Raw genomic sequence first — 15268 nt, 5'->3', positions numbered from 1 at the left:
TCCCACCACCAACCAGATCGCCGAACTCGCCGCGGCGGGGGCAGCCACCGGGATCACAGCATCGGCCACCGATCCCGACGCGGGCTCGACCGTCACCTACAGCATCAATGACACGCGCTTCGCCATCGACGCCAGCAGCGGCGTCATCACGCGCTCGGCCACCGGCACGCTCGACTTCGAGACCCAGTCGTCGATCAATCTGACGGTGACGGCAACCTCGTCCGACGGCAGCACCGCCAACCAGGCCTTCACCCTCGCCGTCCTCAACAGCCCTGAGCCGGTGGCGTTCAACAACCCGCCGGATGCCAACACCGCCGCCAACCAGGTTGCCCAGAACGCCGCCGCCGGCACGGCGATCGGCATTACAGCATTGGCGACGGATCCCGATGCCGGCTCGACGATCACCTACAGCATCGACGACCCGCGATTTGCCATCAACGCCAGCACCGGCATCATCACACGCTCGGGCACCGGCACGCTTAACGCGGCCTCGGAGCCTTCAGTCAACTTCAACGTGACCGCAACCTCGTCCGACGGCAGCACCGATACCCATGCCTTCAGCGTTGCTGTCTCCGAGACGGGCAACACCACGCCTGTAATCATCGAGACAAGGGTGACGACCGCCGGGGACGATGTCGAAGAGAAGGGCTCCGGGGCGATTTCGACCAACGTCACCGACCTGGAGCTCGGCTATGACGGCTCCACCCGCCAGACGGTCGGCATGCGCTTCACCGGCATCAACATCCCGCAGGGCGCCATCGTCACCAACGCCTACATCCAGTTCCAGGCCAACGAGGTGAAGACCGGCGCGACTTCGCTGCTCATCCAGGGCGATAAGGTCGACGACGCCAGTCCTTTCACCACCGCCAACTTCAACGTGTCCTCGCTTCCCAGGACGGCCGCATCCACGGCCTGGACGCCGGACCCGTGGACCATTGTGGGCGAGCATGGCGCTGCCGAGCGCACGCCTGACCTCTCGGCGATCGTGCAGGAGATCGTCAACCGCTCGGGCTGGGCCGCGCTCAACGACATGGCATTTTTGGTCAGCGGCACTGGCACGCGCACGGCCGATTCCTACGAATACAATCCGGCCAGCGCACCGCTGCTGCACATCGAGTATACCCTGCCCGGTCCGGCCGGCAGTCCGGTGGCTTTCAACACGCCGCCCGACGCCAACACCACCGCCAACCAGATCGCCGAGCTTGCGGCGGCTGGCACGGCCGTCGGCATCACAGCCTCGGCCACCGATCCCGACGCCGGCTCGACCGTCGCCTACAGCATCAATGACACGCGCTTCGCCATCAACGCCAGCAGCGGCGTCATCACCCGCTCGGCCACCGGCTCGCTCGACTTCGAGACCCAGACATCGATCAACCTGACGGTGACGGCAACCTCCACCGACGGCAGCACCGCCAACCAGGCCTTCACCCTCGCCGTCCTCAACAGCCCGGAGCCGGTCGCCTTCAACAACCCGCCGGATGCCAACACTGCCGCCAACCAGATTGCTCAGACCGCCGCCGCCGGCACGGCCATCGGCATCACGGCCTCGGCCAGGGATCCCGATGCCGGCTCGACGGTCACCTACAGCGTCAACGACTCGCGCTTCGCCATCAATTCCAGCACAGGCGTTGTCACGCGCTCAGGCACCGGCACGCTCAATGCGGCAACCGAGCCGTCGGTCAACCTCCACGTCACCGCGACCTCGTCCGATGGGAGCGCCGCGGGCCAAGACTATGCCGTCAGCGTGACCACAGCGCCGATTTTCGAGAAAAGGATCGCAACCAGCACCGACGACGTCGAGCAAGGTCCCAGCGGCGGGATGGACCTCACCAGCACCGATCTCGACATGGTGGTTGACGGCACCAAAGTCCAGACGGTCGGAATGCGCTTCACCGGCGTCGACATTCCCTACGACGCCGTCATCACCAGTGCCTACATCCAGTTCCAGGCCCAGAATACGAGCACCGGCGCCGTCTCGCTCCTGATCCGGGGCGAAAGCGACGAAGCCGTCCCCTTCGAGAGTGAGAAAAGCGATGTCACCTCGCGCCTGATGACGACTACTTCGGTGACGTGGACGCCACCCGACTGGACCGTGAACAATGAAGCCGCCCTTGCCGAACGCACCCCGAACCTCTCGGCAATCGTGCAGGAGATCATCAACCAGCCGGGCTATTTGCAACTCAATGACATGGCATTCGTCGTCAGCGGCAGCAGCGGCGCGCGCAGGGCCAATTCCTTCGATGGCAGCGCCACCGGCGCACCGCTCCTGCACGTCGAGTACTATGTGCCGACGACCGGCCCGGTCGCCTTCAAGCATCCACAGGACGCCGACCCTGCGGCCAACCAGATCCCCGACCTTGCCCCCGCGGGCACTTTGGTCCACATCACAGCCTCGGCCAAGGATCCGGACGTCACCGATACGGTCACCTACAGCCTCAACGACCCGCGCTTCGCCATCAATTCCAGCACCGGCGTCATCACGCGCTCTGGCACGGGAACGCTCAATGCCCAGACCGAGCAGTCGATCAACCTCCACGTCACCGCAACCTCGTCCGACGGGAGCACCGCCGCGCAGGACTATACGGTCAGCGTCGTCCCGACGACGCCGCCGCAGGTCTTGTACCGGTACGCGGTCTTTGGTGACTACGGCGACACCGATCTCTCCGGCGAGAAGGCGGTGTCGGCGATGGTCCATGCCTGGAATCCCGATTTCATCCTCACAATCGGCGACAACGTGTATGCTCCGCAGACCTTGGATGCCGCCGTCGGCCAGCAGTATCATGACTACATAGGCAACTATCAGGGCTCATACGGCAGCGGCAGCGCCATCAACCGCTTCTTCCCCACGCTAGGCAATCACGAATACGAAGAAGGCAACGTTACCAACTACCTGAATTACTTCACGCTGCCCGACAATGAGAGGTACTATGACTACCAGATCGGGCCGGTGCATTTCTTCGCTCTCAGCAGCAACAAGCAGGAGCCGGATGGCCGCAGTTCCACATCTGTGCAGGGCCATTGGATGCAAGACCTTCTCGCGAATTCCGACGCGAGTTTCGACGTCGCCTACTTCCATCACACGCCATTCAACCCGAGCGGCTCCACTGCCACCATGCGGTGGCCCTTCGAGCAGTGGGGTGTAAACGCGGTCTTTGCCGGCCATCAGCACAACTACTACCGGGAGAACCGGGACGACAACGGCGACGGCGTCTTTCTTCCGTACACGACCACCGGCCTTGGCGGAGCTGGCAAGACCGTTCCCAATGTCGGCGCCAATCTGGTGACGATCACGGACGCGGGCATGCTGATCGAGTTCTACAAGGTGAGCAGCTTCAACGGGACGACTGCAACCAGCATGCTCACGGATTCCTACTTTGTCCCGACGCCTGTAGGGCGCACGCCGACAATCGTCAACGGCGGCTACGTCCTGAACGGCACGACCGGCGCGGACTATCTATGGGGTCTGGGCGGGAATGACACGCTGATCGGGGGACGCGGAAACGACACATTGGTTGCCGGCAACCAGCACAATCTGTTCGTGTTCGCCCACGGCGACGGTCAGGACACCGTCATGAATTTCCTGCCCGGCGCCGGCACCGGCGACGTCCTCGATCTCAGAGCCTTTGGCATCTACAACACCAGCCAGTTCCTGCAGGCGGCGACAAACCAGGGCTCGAATGTCGTGGCGTCGCTGGGCGGCGGGGATCAGATCACGCTGACCGGCGTTCAAGTGGCCCAGTTCCACGACGACAACTTCCTGAGCAGTCTGCTGCTTGCGTAGGGCCGCCTTCCTGCATGCTCAAAGGTCCGCGTCGCGCGGTTCCGAAGATCAGTGCGGCGATCCATTTTGCGCTGATTTGCAGTTCGGATGATGGTCGCCCCGGCAAAGAAAAGCCCGGACCGCTCGCGGCACTTTTGCGTGCCACGAGCGGTCCGGGCTTTCAAATGACAGGCTGGAGCCCTATGTCCTCAAAACGCTGTTTTCAGCGACCATGATGGTCGAAGGGCTTACCCCTGGCCGGGAGGGCCGACGTGAATATGGTTCTTGTCCCCCCAGCCATTGCCCGGTTTTGATCCACCCGATTTGGCAATCGCCCTGGAGTTCAAGCTTGTGCCAAGCAAGAGCGTCACAGCCGGCGGAGTAACCGCCGCAAAACGCCCCGCCTTCTTGAGAAAGTCGCGGCGCGCTTGAGCCTCCGAGACCAGGGTCTCCTGGGTCCGTTCCGAGCGTTTTGTGCCTTCCGGTGCCATGTCAAACCTCCCACAAACTTTCTCAAATTCACGGATTCATCTTATGCCTTCTGATCCAGTACACTAGTTCTCCAAAAGGCTTAGATTTTCGTGCGAGGGTCGAAGAGCGTACGAGCGATGCGCCGCAAGAGGTACGGCGGTCCACGTCGCGCCAAACCGTAGGCGCGTGAAAACCGCCATATGCCCCACGTCAAATTACCGACCAGTCGCAGAGGGGCGCCAATGACGGGGTGGGTCGCCGTGAAGACGCGCCTCCAGTGCTGGAAACGGACGATCGGGCGTTTTGCACATTTTTCCGGGATTCGGGTTCCAAAGAAATGGTGCATGGCCAGGAGCTGGGTTTCGAGCGCATTGCGGGCGCTCCGGTCCGACATAGAACCCTGCAGTGACATCCAGTCCACGTCCTCGTTTTCCGCCAATCGAGCCAAGTCATGGAGGTGCCTGAGATCTATCCTTCCGCGCCAATAATCTCCCTCCTTGAGAAGGTCGTGTACCATCCAGTGCATGGCGCGAGACTGAACGGGAGGAATTTTCACCCGAAGGCCGTCTCGCTGGATGAGCTTGGGGGAGTGATAGCAGTCCGCTCGGGTAGACCGGAGCTCCAGCATTCCTGCGTCCTGCTGGCGGGCCATGCCTCGACCCCCCGCTACATCGACGTAGCCAAGCTCTTCAAGACAGTCTCTGGCGACCTTCTCTTGGCGTGGATTCACGGCTAGATCGAGGTCACTCGTCATCCTGCTGGGGACCAGGCCGGCCGGCGAAAGGAACAGGGGAACGGCCCCCTTGAGCAGGAGCGGAGAGATATCGCTGCGGTTGAGGGCGGCAACGGCTTCACCCAGTTGGGTACGCAACCGCAGATTTCGTTCCCGATTGCAGTCGTGAACGAACCGAAGGTACTCGCGCACGTCCTCTGGCAGCTGGTGGATTTGTCCGGCGCGCGCCAGGGACGAGAACAAATCGGGTGTAAGCAGAGTGCGATTTGCCAGAGCAATCACGGCCTGCCAGTCAGCCCTGTCCGTCGGAGTGCCGCGAAGTCCGGCGACCAACGCCTCAAGTGCGTTGCCCCTGTTGCCCCTGCTTATCATCGACACGCTTCCGAGATAAGGCGTACCGCATCATCAAGCCCCGAATAGGTCAGGCAATAGGTTTCCGTCGATCCGATGAGTTGGGTCAGCGCTTCGAACGCGGTGACACCCAGCTCTCCGCCGGGCGCAAGCGCGCCATTGAGAAGGCCGCGCAATGCGTGAGCTGGATCGATCGGCTCCAGGCTGGCTTTCGAGTCACGGCCTCGACGGAGCAGGACCACACAGCCAATGTGCAGGGGAGCGGGAGGCAAGGGCACGAACGCCTTGGGCACGGCAAATCGTACACGCTTGCGGTCAGGGCGGCGACAGATCGGAACGGCATCAAGGCCGGGGCAGTATTTGGCCAGCAACGGCCATGCTCCCGCCTTGACCGCCGGGGCAAACGGAAGGCCAACGCCATGCCCCCTAGAGTCCAGCAGCGTCACATCATCGGCGACAAAGCCAAATCCTGCATGGACCAGTGCCAAGGTCAGCGTCGTCTTGCCCGCGCCCGGATTGCCACAAAGAAGGACGATGCGTTCATTTCTGAGAAGCGCAGCCGCGTGGAGGGCAAGTTCATAGGCGCCGTAATCCAGAACCTCGGTCAGCAATTGCCCCTTCAGCATGACGGGTAATTCGTCGAGGGAGCAGGACAAAATCCACTTGCCATCCCGCAGCAGATGGACTCTCCCTCCCTGCCCAACCACCTCGAGCAGTACGTCGGCAGTATCTCCTTTGACCTCAAGGTGGCGAAATACGGAAATCGCGGGAAAGGCGCAGGCTGCCGGATAGACGATGCGTATGTTGAGGCCCGCGACTGCGACCACCTGGCTCACAGGCTTTTCAGCTGACGAAGTAGACAACGGCGCGCAGGGCCGTATCAGGTTCAGCCGCTGCCAATCCTCGAGTGCAGCCTCGACATGCCTGTCTGCCTCAAGTCTATCAACGCCACTGCGCGCCATCTCGACCGAAATGGCGTGCGGTGGCATGCCTTCTTCCAGAGAGCGCCAGATGTCGGCAGCAGTATCGTTGACGGCGAAAATGGCGTTCTGGGAAGGGCTGAACAGGATATTTTGTCCCCTGACACGTACCAACCGCCCTAGGATCACAAACGTCGCAGAATTCCAATCGGCCGGGCCTGATGCCACCACAGTTCTGTCAATCGCGTCGTGCTGATTCATCGCCGTGACGGTCCAAGCTGTTGTTGCCAGCGGTGCATTCAATGGGCGAGCGCCAAATGCCTTCGCAGTTGGAGTAATCGTTGCCGAGCGCTGCGACTTCTCACAGCACTTCGTCAGAGAACCGGACCACGTCCTGATGCGCCGCGACCCATTGGGAACGGACCTTGTTCCAATAGCCGCGGGCGTCGGCGCCCGTCAGCAATCTGAAACCAGACGGTGGCAGTGGCAATGCGGAAGGGATCGGCTCGTCGGGCAGCCACAGCAGCACATTGTCGCGGCTTTCAATCGTCAGCCGCCATGTTCTTTCCAGGCGATGGAATCCACGCATGTTGGCCGCGGCCAATGCGAAAACCGATTCCGTGATCCTCAACCTGGGCGACTGATCGACAGCCTTGATCGGCGCCTGATGTGTGATTTCGCGCTTGGACAGAAAGGCATGCATGCGAATGAGGGATTTGTCGACCCGCACCGTTTGCCCCGTTCCGTCCCGTTCGTTTGACGCAGGGTCCAGGCTGATCCCCGAGAAACATCCGTCGAACAGGCAATCTTCAATGATGCCGCTGAGGAGATAGTCGTTCTCCACCGCATCATCCCTGATTTCGCTGAGCCAGCACCCTTTTAGCCGAAAACCGTCGGCGTGCTCGGCGAGGCGAATGCCATCCCAGCAGCGACGGGCACGCACCCCCTCAATTGTCGCATCGGTGGTTCCGTCCCTGACAAGCAAAGCCGCGCTGTTGCAGTAGGTGTCCCGCCAATCAGACGTTAGCGGTACCTGGCCGTCGAAGCGGCCGCCGACAAAGCGAACCCCTGGACAGTTGCGGATGACGACGGGATAGCGATTGACCGGCAACGGCCCCTCGTCGCAGCCCATCGCCGCATTGGGATCGCGGTTTCTGCTGTTGGCAACTGTGAAGGAAGCATTTCGAGCGTTGATTGTTGCTCCCGGCTGCAGGTTCCGTATCGATTGCTGTTCGAAGCCATAGTCACCTGCCAGAACGAACTCCTTGCCTGCCGGCGTTTGTCCGCCTTGCGCTTGGCACGAGCCCGGCAACAGAGCGATTAGAGGATACAAGCCGGCGACGCCCATGAGTGAACGGCGGTTCATTGTGGTGCTCATTGGCGTGCCGAACCGCTCAGCCGATGTCGTTCGAGGCAGGCCGGAAGCACCACCTCAAGAACCCTTTCGGCGACATCTTCGGGCGATGCCAACCTTTCCACGTCGACCGCCGCCAGCACGCCGACGTGATCCTCCGTTTCCATTCTTCGCTCAAGGTCGGCCAAAATCTGGCGGCAAGCACAATCCGCCGCCGACCAAAGATGACGGTCGCAGTCAGGAGATGCCCTTTGTATCCGCGAGGACCTATCGCCCCTTTTCAGAAGTCGACTTCGTGCTAGGCGAATCTCACCGCGCAGATGGACAAAAACCATGTCATGCACGCCAATGGCGAGCAGGATGTCAAACCACTTCTCCGAAGTTTCGCGGTGCTTACTCTTGAGCAATACGGACAGGAACCCCTGCAGAAGCCCCTGATCCATTATGATGATGGTATCCTTTCCTTGCCTCTCGGTCTGAATATAGGCAACCAAAACCGAAAGGTTCCAGATAACCCTGATTACATCGACAACCGATGATTGCCCGCTTTCGATGACAAAACGTGCAATTCGGGCGAGCAGCGAGCGAAACTGACGGTCCTTGAGCCTTGGGGTAACAATACCGATCCTGTGGATTTGGCGGTCGATGAACGCTCTTGTCCCCCACGCTAATTGCACATCGCCTGCCAGCGGGCCGCACCGTCGCAAGTCGTTCGCCAACAGGGTGGAGGCCGTGGTTTTTCCGATCCCAGGGAGACCAAAAAATTCCACGAATCGAATGTCTGTTTGAAGTGGGCGTGGTTCGACGCTTGGCGGCAAGCCTGCCGTCAGGTCACGGACTGTGTACGAAGCCATGGGGATCAGGGGATAAAAGTTGGTTTTCCGAAGATTGAAAAAACAGTTCAATATTGAAATAGCTGGGACCCTGGAACCGCGTACAATTTCGGACGCTCAGGGCCGGTCTGCAGTGATCGTTGGATGCCGCGGTAGAAGATGAGCAAAGCCAACGGCAGCCAGAAGAATGGCGCTGTCGATGGACCGAAGGAGTCGCTCATCTGGTTTGCGATGATGTAGTTCCACAGGGAAACCGACGTTCCAAGCACCATCACATTCACTTCCGCCGCATGGTCGCCCCCCCTGTCATTGCCGAACAATGTGCAGAACACGACCCTGGAAAGATATGCCATGACCACGAGAACCAGCATCGACACCAACGCCAAGCCGGGCACTCCCAGTGTTCTAAAGAAGTCAATGAACAGATTATGGCTGTGGGGCGCGATATCTTCCACCCATTGCCCTGCCCCCACACCCGTGAACGGGTGCGACAGGCCGAGATCGATCGATATGGACCACAGTCGCTGCCGCGATACCACCGAATGCGCCTCGCCTCCGGAAAGTTGAATGGCCAGCAGGCCGTAAGCCCGTGGATTTAGGAACTGCAATGTCAGCAGGCTCGCTTCGAACAATATCGGAGCGGCAATGGTTCCCACGATTACCTTTAACGGATTCTGCTTTCTTCTGATTAAATATATACTGTATAGCGCAAAGAAAAGACCAAGGCCCACCACGCCGAGGACGAAGTTTGTCTTCGAACCCGATTTCACCAAACCCAGGAGCACCGCAGCGAGGCAGCCGATAAGGAGAAGTCGGTACCGGCGGGATGTGACCAGCTTCGCCGCGACAAGCGGCAGACCAGCCGACAACGCGATCCCGAGTTGGTTCGAGTGCTTGAAATAGCCTTCAGCCCGATCGGCGAATCTGGCATCGCCCAGCCCGATTGCGACAAGACAGGATGTTACGACAGTCATGATGACTATGGTCGTCACAACCCTGTCGATTGCCACGAGACCCTTCGGTCTCATGGAGATTGCCGCGACCGCTGGAATGATCGCGAAACCAAACACTTGTGAGAAAACCGCGCGCATCGTCCTCATCGGATTGTCTGCGTAGAGCATCGACAGTAGAGAGAGAACGATGATGACAGCAGATATCGTCAGCACCGCAGTCGTCAGGGCGGCCTCAATCCGATGGAGGCGTCTTGCTGTTTCCGCATAGGTACCGACACTTAGCAAAGCGCAGAACAGTGCCAGCAAGAAGGAAAGCGAGCCATCCGTTCCGGCAATCCGCGTGGCGCCAGGGAACCAGATGGACAGGATCAGCAAAAGGACAGATACCTGAAGCATAAGTAGAATGTCACACTAGAGGCATTATGCGGGGACTGCGCGCCGACGCAGGCTCGCGTCGATGAGCAACGTCCAGAGCCTTGTTGTCCTGAATAGCCGCACTGATAAACACAGGCTTGGCGTCCGGATCATAAATCATTGCATGCTGCCGCACGGCGGGTGAATTTCCGCATACCTATTTCCAAGCAGCGTAGGCTTGGCGGGTGGACAAGGAAATGAGCGAAAAGGGGGCATTCGGACAGGGTGCTCTACGCCTTTTGTGTAGCGCGGGGGAGTGTACGGCGATTTCCGCCCCTCGACCGCTCGTCGGCGAGGCGGTGCAGCCGGATTGAGTGTTGGTACCGATTCGCAGATGTGGGAGACTTGGAGATGGCACACTGAGTCTTCCACCCATAGGAGATCGCCGTGCTTTGGGGCCTTGTCGTCGTCGGTGTTATCGGCATTTTGCTGGGATTTCGTTTTCGAGCTGCCGCGCTCATCATCATGACCGCGGTGACAGTCGTGGGCGGCGTCGTTGCAGGCGGCATCGGCAGTGTATTTGACTGGCACCACCTCATCTCAATCCTGCTTCTCGTTGTTGTTCTACAGGGGGCCTACTTGCTCGGCCTCTTCCTGGGCGTAGTCTGGCGCCAAGGCATGTCACGTGAGCAGTAATGGTCTGCGGCTGCCATTTCGCCGCGGCCGACCGGCGCCGCACCTTTCGCCATTGCGGTCGCGGCAGCACGCTGCGGTTTTTAGGCAGAGCAAAGCATCGGGCAAGAATTTGCGATGCGCATTAATCAAGACGCACGATCGAATTTCATCACGGCGCCCACAGTCCGGACGAGAATGACAACATCGGCCCATAGGGACCATTCCCGCACATATCGGCTGTCGATAGAGACACGACTGGGATAATCCATTGCGTCTCTGCCAGCCACCTGCCAAAGGCCAGTTAACCCAGGCCGGGTTTTTAGATAATCGATCGCAGAGGAGCCGTAACGTTGAAGTTCGTCGGGAACGACCGGACGAGGGCCGACGCAACTCATCTCGCCGCGCAGCACGTTGATGAGTTGAGGCAACTCATCCAGGCTCGACTTCCTGAGAATGTGCCCCAGGAATGTGATCCGCGGGTCATTCTTGAATTTCCAATTCTGCTCCCACTCCTTGGCGGCTTCGGGATTGCTCGCGAGATAGTCTGCCAGAACCCGCTCCGAGTTGGCCACCATGGTCCTGAATTTGTAACAGGCGAAGCGCCTGCCGTTGAATCCGATCCGGGTGTGTGAGAACACCGCCGGTCCGCCGTCGGTCACCAATATCAAAAGGGCAACCGCCAGCATGACCGGAGCAGCAAGGACAAGCGCGATCAATGCGACAGTGATGTCCACCATTCTTTTGCGCCGGCCTCCAAGCGGACGGAGGTTTTGGCCGATGTGGATACCAGCTCTGCGGCGCTTTATGTCGAATGCGCTGATTGTCATGGGATTTCACCAAGAAACGCTGTTGGTGTTGCTGCCCAACTTCACAGCGGCTTGTCATTCTTCGCAAGAGAAGCAAAGGAGGTAGCGGCGTACCCGGCGCCCGTTACTCCTAAGCCTGATCCACGCGTCGCTGGTGTAGTGTCTTTAAGCCTTCTGATCAAACGGCGTATCACCTAGCATCCGTTTGCTGCGGTAGCAGTTCGGGCAGGTTCGGCTGTATTGCCAGAGCCTGCATTGGACCTGGCGCAGCCGCCAAGAGATCGGAGTGCCAACCAGATCCAGGCAGTCATGCTCGTGGCGATACAGGAACCACATTTGCTAAATGCGCGAGGCCGCAAAGGCATCCGTCAAAAAACAATGCAGGAAATGCACGTGCATCGTGCCAAGACAAGATCCGGCAGGGCGGTTGATCCGCTTAAGGGACATTGCAGGCTTATTTGATAGTGGAGCGCGCAACCTAGTGCCCAGCTTGATGCCTTTACCACATGATTTTGCCGGAACGTCGTCTGCTCGTGATGTTCTCGAGATCGACCCTGCCGAAATGCTTGCTATCGTGCGCAAGCAAATAGGCTTGCTTGATCTCGATCTCTCCGGCCTCACCGTGGTCGTTGGCGCCACGACGGGATATCAAGCTGTGACTGCCACAGCGGCGGCGCTCGCCAATGCCAGCCGTGTCGTTGCGCTCACGCGCACATCTTCCAGACATCCAAGCCTGGCGGCCATCGCAGATGCGACGTTGGCATTTGCCAAACACGCTAGGGTCTCCAAACGCGTTGAAGTGACGAACCGGATCGACAGCCGCAAATGGCAGGATGTCGACCTCGTCACGAACTGTCTGCAGGTCGCCCCGATTTCGAGATCGCTCATCGAACTCTTACCCTCGCATGCGGTTGTTTCGCTAATGGCTGAACCATGGGAGCTTCGTCCGGGCGTTGTGGACTTCAACGCCTGTGACGAGGCCGGCATCAAAGTCGCGGCTCCCAATCTCAGCCACCCAGCCATAAACCTGCTGCCGGAATTCGCGCGGTTGTGCTGCATCTTGCTCCGCGATGCCGGTGTCGATCACCGTGCCGCGAGGCTCGCCATCGTCTCTGACACGCCCTGTGCCCCGTCCCTCGAGCGTACGCTAAGCGAGGGTGGGGCGAGAGTAAGTGTTTTTTCGCACCCCATGCTCCTGACTGACGATGCATGGGATGTGATCGTGGTCGCGATGAGGCCAACTGACAAACCACCAATGGACATCAACTGCCTGGGCCGTATTGCCCGGAACTCTCACCAAGCGCTACTGGTGCAGTTCAGCGGCGGGGTCGATCGCTCAGCCGCCAGCTATTTCGGCCTCAGCATCTGGCCACCGAAGCGACCCACCCGTGGTCAGCTAGGCCTTCCCCTTGACGCACTCGGACCGGCTCCAATGGTCCGCAGACTGACGGGTGGGCTGAAGGCCGCCGAAGCCGCGTATCGTGGCGCGGAGCTAGCAGGGGACAGCGTTGGATTTCTCGTAACAGCGGCATCCGCGACGATTGGCTAAGAACGTGCCTCGACACACGCCGAGCCAGCCCGTTTCGCGAAACCGCTCGGACGAGACCATCGACCTTAGATCAGAACGCCGAATCCGTGGTCCCGCCCTTAACGCACCTGGCAATTATTGCCAGACCCGGCCAGGCAAAGACCGATCCGAGGCAGCCTTCAAAGCAACATTTGTCTAAGCTTGTACGCTACCTCGGTGCGGTTGGTAGCCTTGAGCTTTTTCATGATATTTCGGATGTGGACTTTGACGGTGCTCTCGCACAGGTTGAGCTCGTAGGCAATTATCTTGTTCGCCTTGCCTGTCCTGAGCGCCTCCACAACCGCAGCTTCGCGTGTGGTGAACATGCCGGAGAGCGGACGGACACCGTTTGCGGTCGAGTGGATGATCTCTCGCAGCGCCAGCACGCAGCTGGCGGGTACAAAGATCCCTCCGGCACGAGCAAGACCAATGGCCTCGGCAGCGACCTTCACCGTCACGCTTGTGGGAATATAGCCTCGGGCGCCGCATTCGAGAGCCGCGAGAACCTCCCCTGGCTCATCGGAATCCACCACGACGATTACGGGTACGGTGCCAAACTCGGAAATTAAGTGCGCAAGTTCCGCCCGAACACTCTGGTCCGTGACCTTCCTGGCGCCAAGAATTACGAGGATCGCGGACGGCTCCTCGTCCCCGGCAATGTGCTGGATTTCGTCAAGCGATCCTACCGCGCTGACGCGCAAGGTGGGATTGTGTTCGATAAGGCCGCGCGCAAGGCATTCACGCTCAAGCGCTCGCTTGTCGACAATCATGACCAAGCCTTCGCTCGGACGTCCTTCGTCGAGATCGGACCTGCCAAGACCATTCGCGTCCGGCAGATGTCCATTGTGTAGCGGTTTTGTTGCATCGTTCCAAAAATCGGAAATTTGGGGGTGTGCCATCGCTTTACCTACTCCTCTCCATCGCGCTGACTTGCTTTTCTCCTCTTTGGTTTGGCTCCCTCGCAAAGCATGTCAAAGGCGTGAACTAATACGCTCATCGTCTGTCAGGCTGACTAGATGTTGACTGAAGATTGGATTCAAGGAGTAGGACATACGCCGTCCCAACACACCGACGTATGGCTTCCGCGCCCTATGGAGGTAACCCAACCTGGAAGTGCATAGTACGATGCTGTGGAAAAGGCGCATTAATCCTGGTTAACAATTTGGTAATTATATCTTAGGTGACTAATATATCGAAAGGTACGACAACCTGTAATTGCACATAATTTCCCCGCACTAATAAGATGAGTATGTTGCCCATTCCAGGCACAGTGGCTTTGTGCGATCCTTTGGATGCCTTGGCCCCATGACGGCAATGGAATCAGATCGCCAAGATCGGCGCCGCTCCGTGTAAGATTATCGTGCGCTTTTAGATTGCCATTGGCGAGAGTGGCCGATTTTGAGAGACCGTCAAGAATGGTCTGCAGATTGACAAGTTCTGCCTCGATCACCAGCGAGACCTGTCGTGCCATCTGCAAAGCATCCCGTTCAAAGCGGGTTGCTGTTGCAGTGCATACTGGACGCGCAGATATGCCGCGAACAGCCAGACCGGAGCCGACCGACGAAGCACGCCCGTGTCCTCTTTTTTGGTTCCGCTAAAGCGTAGTGCAAGCCGCGAAACGACAAGCGTTAGCTATATTGAACCGAAGGTGCGCTGTCGCCGCCGCTACTCCTCCTCCCGCTGGGTCATAATCAGCACCAGCGCGGGTTCGACGTCGGTCGTCACCGGCTTATCGGCCATCGGCTGCCCCCCGAATTGTCGCTCTCGTACTTCGTTCGTATGCTTTGCGCGTATTCAGCATGAGCGCATATAGTCCCTCAGCCCCGGCGCCGTTTCTCACAAACAGCCCGTCGGTTAGGCCCGGTGTCCTAGCCCCATCCCAACAAAGGGGTGCCGGGCCGCTCCGTCAAAGCCCCTCGTTGCTAAAGGCCCGCCGCCCCATTTGCGAGGCGACGGACCTCGTCCCAGCCCACACTCTATCAATGCAATTGCGGTGCCAGGCGTACTGACCCGTAACGGGTCACATTTGGCCGAGCGGATGGGCTTTGATCATGATGATCCTGGCGCAGTGTCAGGCGAACCTGACCCATTGATTGGACCATTCCATGGAGGTGCCCCAATGCGGTATGATGATCCAGCAGTCTTCTTGTCTGATCTTCCGGAAGCGCAGATCGTGGGAAGACAGCGGCGAGGAGGAGGTTATGAAGAGCCAGTGATAGGGTTGGAGACGACCATGTCCATCAGGAACCAGATCGGATCGCTCGGCCTAGCACAGGCCCGCCTTTCGGATTGCATCGCGGCCGACTGCCGTGGATGAGGATCGCCGGACGCCAATCCCTGACTTGTCCTTTTCCACCGCGAGAAGCGTCCGCGACTATCTGGCGGCGCAAGAGAAGAAGTCGCTGCTGCGCTTCCTGACCTGCGGTTCGGTCGATGATGGTAAGTCGACGTTGATCGGTCGGCTGTTGTCCGACACCAAGCAGATTTTCGA

The 15268-nt window shown here is 59.4% G+C and carries 11 protein-coding genes and 1 pseudogene; 4 read left to right on the top strand and 8 right to left on the bottom strand.

All coding sequences use genetic code 11. The features are described from left to right. Positions 1–3781: putative Ig domain-containing protein (locus EN808_RS33330; protein WP_348630954.1), on the top strand; the 3781-nt coding region annotated here is incomplete at its 5' end. Between the two features lie 266 nt (positions 3782–4047). Here EN808_RS33330 and EN808_RS37400 read toward each other — a convergent pair. The 6 genes and pseudogenes from EN808_RS37400 to EN808_RS33300 all read right to left on the bottom strand — a co-directional run. Continuing rightward, positions 4048–4251 (bottom strand): annotated as a pseudogene (locus tag EN808_RS37400) (hypothetical protein); the annotation flags it as partial. Between the two features lie 80 nt (positions 4252–4331). Beyond that, on the bottom strand, positions 4332–5336 hold the full coding sequence (locus tag EN808_RS33320; RefSeq protein ID WP_127276362.1) for a nucleotidyltransferase family protein: 1005 nt from the start codon (positions 5334–5336) through the stop codon (positions 4332–4334). Then, positions 5333–6538 carry a PqqD family protein gene (locus EN808_RS33315; RefSeq protein WP_245464277.1) on the bottom strand — a complete coding sequence of 402 codons (1206 nt, stop codon included), beginning with the start codon at positions 6536–6538 and terminating at the stop codon, positions 5333–5335. Before EN808_RS33315 ends, EN808_RS33320 begins: the two co-directional genes overlap by 4 nt. Positions 6539–6596: 58 nt before the next feature. After that, entirely contained in the window at positions 6597–7601 is a 1005-nt protein-coding gene (locus tag EN808_RS33310) for a hypothetical protein (protein ID WP_135918082.1), read from the bottom strand. A gap of 8 nt (positions 7602–7609) precedes the next feature. After that, complete coding sequence (locus tag EN808_RS33305; RefSeq protein ID WP_127276360.1) at positions 7610–8359, bottom strand: hypothetical protein; 750 nt, start codon at positions 8357–8359, stop codon at positions 7610–7612. 131 nt (positions 8360–8490) lie between these two features. Further along, positions 8491–9750 (bottom strand): O-antigen ligase family protein, encoded by a 1260-nt coding sequence (locus EN808_RS33300; protein WP_189521869.1) that lies wholly within the window; start codon positions 9748–9750, stop codon positions 8491–8493. 426 nt (positions 9751–10176) lie between these two features. Between EN808_RS33300 and EN808_RS33295 the strand changes: the two genes are divergently transcribed. Then, a complete protein-coding gene (locus EN808_RS33295; protein WP_127276356.1) occupies positions 10177–10425 on the top strand; it encodes a hypothetical protein in 249 nt (82 codons plus the stop codon). A gap of 125 nt (positions 10426–10550) precedes the next feature. Here the strand turns inward: EN808_RS33295 and EN808_RS33290 are convergent, their stop codons facing one another. After that, positions 10551–11231, bottom strand: a complete 681-nt coding sequence (locus EN808_RS33290; protein WP_245464276.1) for a sugar transferase — start codon at positions 11229–11231, stop codon at positions 10551–10553. 322 nt (positions 11232–11553) lie between these two features. On the opposite strand from EN808_RS33290, the gene EN808_RS33285 reads away from it, so the two are divergent. Beyond that, complete coding sequence (locus EN808_RS33285) at positions 11554–12759, top strand: hypothetical protein (protein ID WP_135918081.1); 1206 nt, start codon at positions 11554–11556, stop codon at positions 12757–12759. Positions 12760–12917: 158 nt separating this feature from the next. Here EN808_RS33285 and EN808_RS33280 read toward each other — a convergent pair whose 3' ends face one another. Then, positions 12918–13676: a response regulator transcription factor gene (locus EN808_RS33280; RefSeq protein WP_135884051.1), complete on the bottom strand. Its 759-nt coding sequence runs from the start codon at positions 13674–13676 to the stop codon at positions 12918–12920. Between the two features lie 1410 nt (positions 13677–15086). Here EN808_RS33280 and EN808_RS33270 point away from each other — a divergent pair. After that, on the top strand, positions 15087–15268 hold a 182-nt coding region (locus EN808_RS33270; protein ID WP_135918080.1), incomplete at its 3' end, for a hypothetical protein.

It is taken from the genome of Mesorhizobium sp. M8A.F.Ca.ET.165.01.1.1, from assembly GCF_004792065.1.
Classification (GTDB): Bacteria; Pseudomonadota; Alphaproteobacteria; order Rhizobiales; family Rhizobiaceae; genus Mesorhizobium.
This window is presented reverse-complemented; position numbering and strand designations above follow the sequence as displayed.

Excerpts from the sequence above, each read along its gene's own strand:
- EN808_RS33320 (WP_127276362.1), bottom strand. The coding sequence starts at position 5,336 with ATGATAAGCAGGGGCAACAGGGGCAACGCACTTGAGGCGTTGGTCGCC.
- EN808_RS33285 (WP_135918081.1), top strand. The coding sequence starts at position 11,554 with ATGCGCGAGGCCGCAAAGGCATCCGTCAAAAAACAATGCAGGAAATGC.
- EN808_RS33290 (WP_245464276.1), bottom strand. The coding sequence starts at position 11,231 with ATGACAATCAGCGCATTCGACATAAAGCGCCGCAGAGCTGGTATCCAC.
- EN808_RS33280 (WP_135884051.1), bottom strand. The coding sequence starts at position 13,676 with ATGGCACACCCCCAAATTTCCGATTTTTGGAACGATGCAACAAAACCG.
- EN808_RS33310 (WP_135918082.1), bottom strand. The coding sequence starts at position 7,601 with ATGAACCGCCGTTCACTCATGGGCGTCGCCGGCTTGTATCCTCTAATC.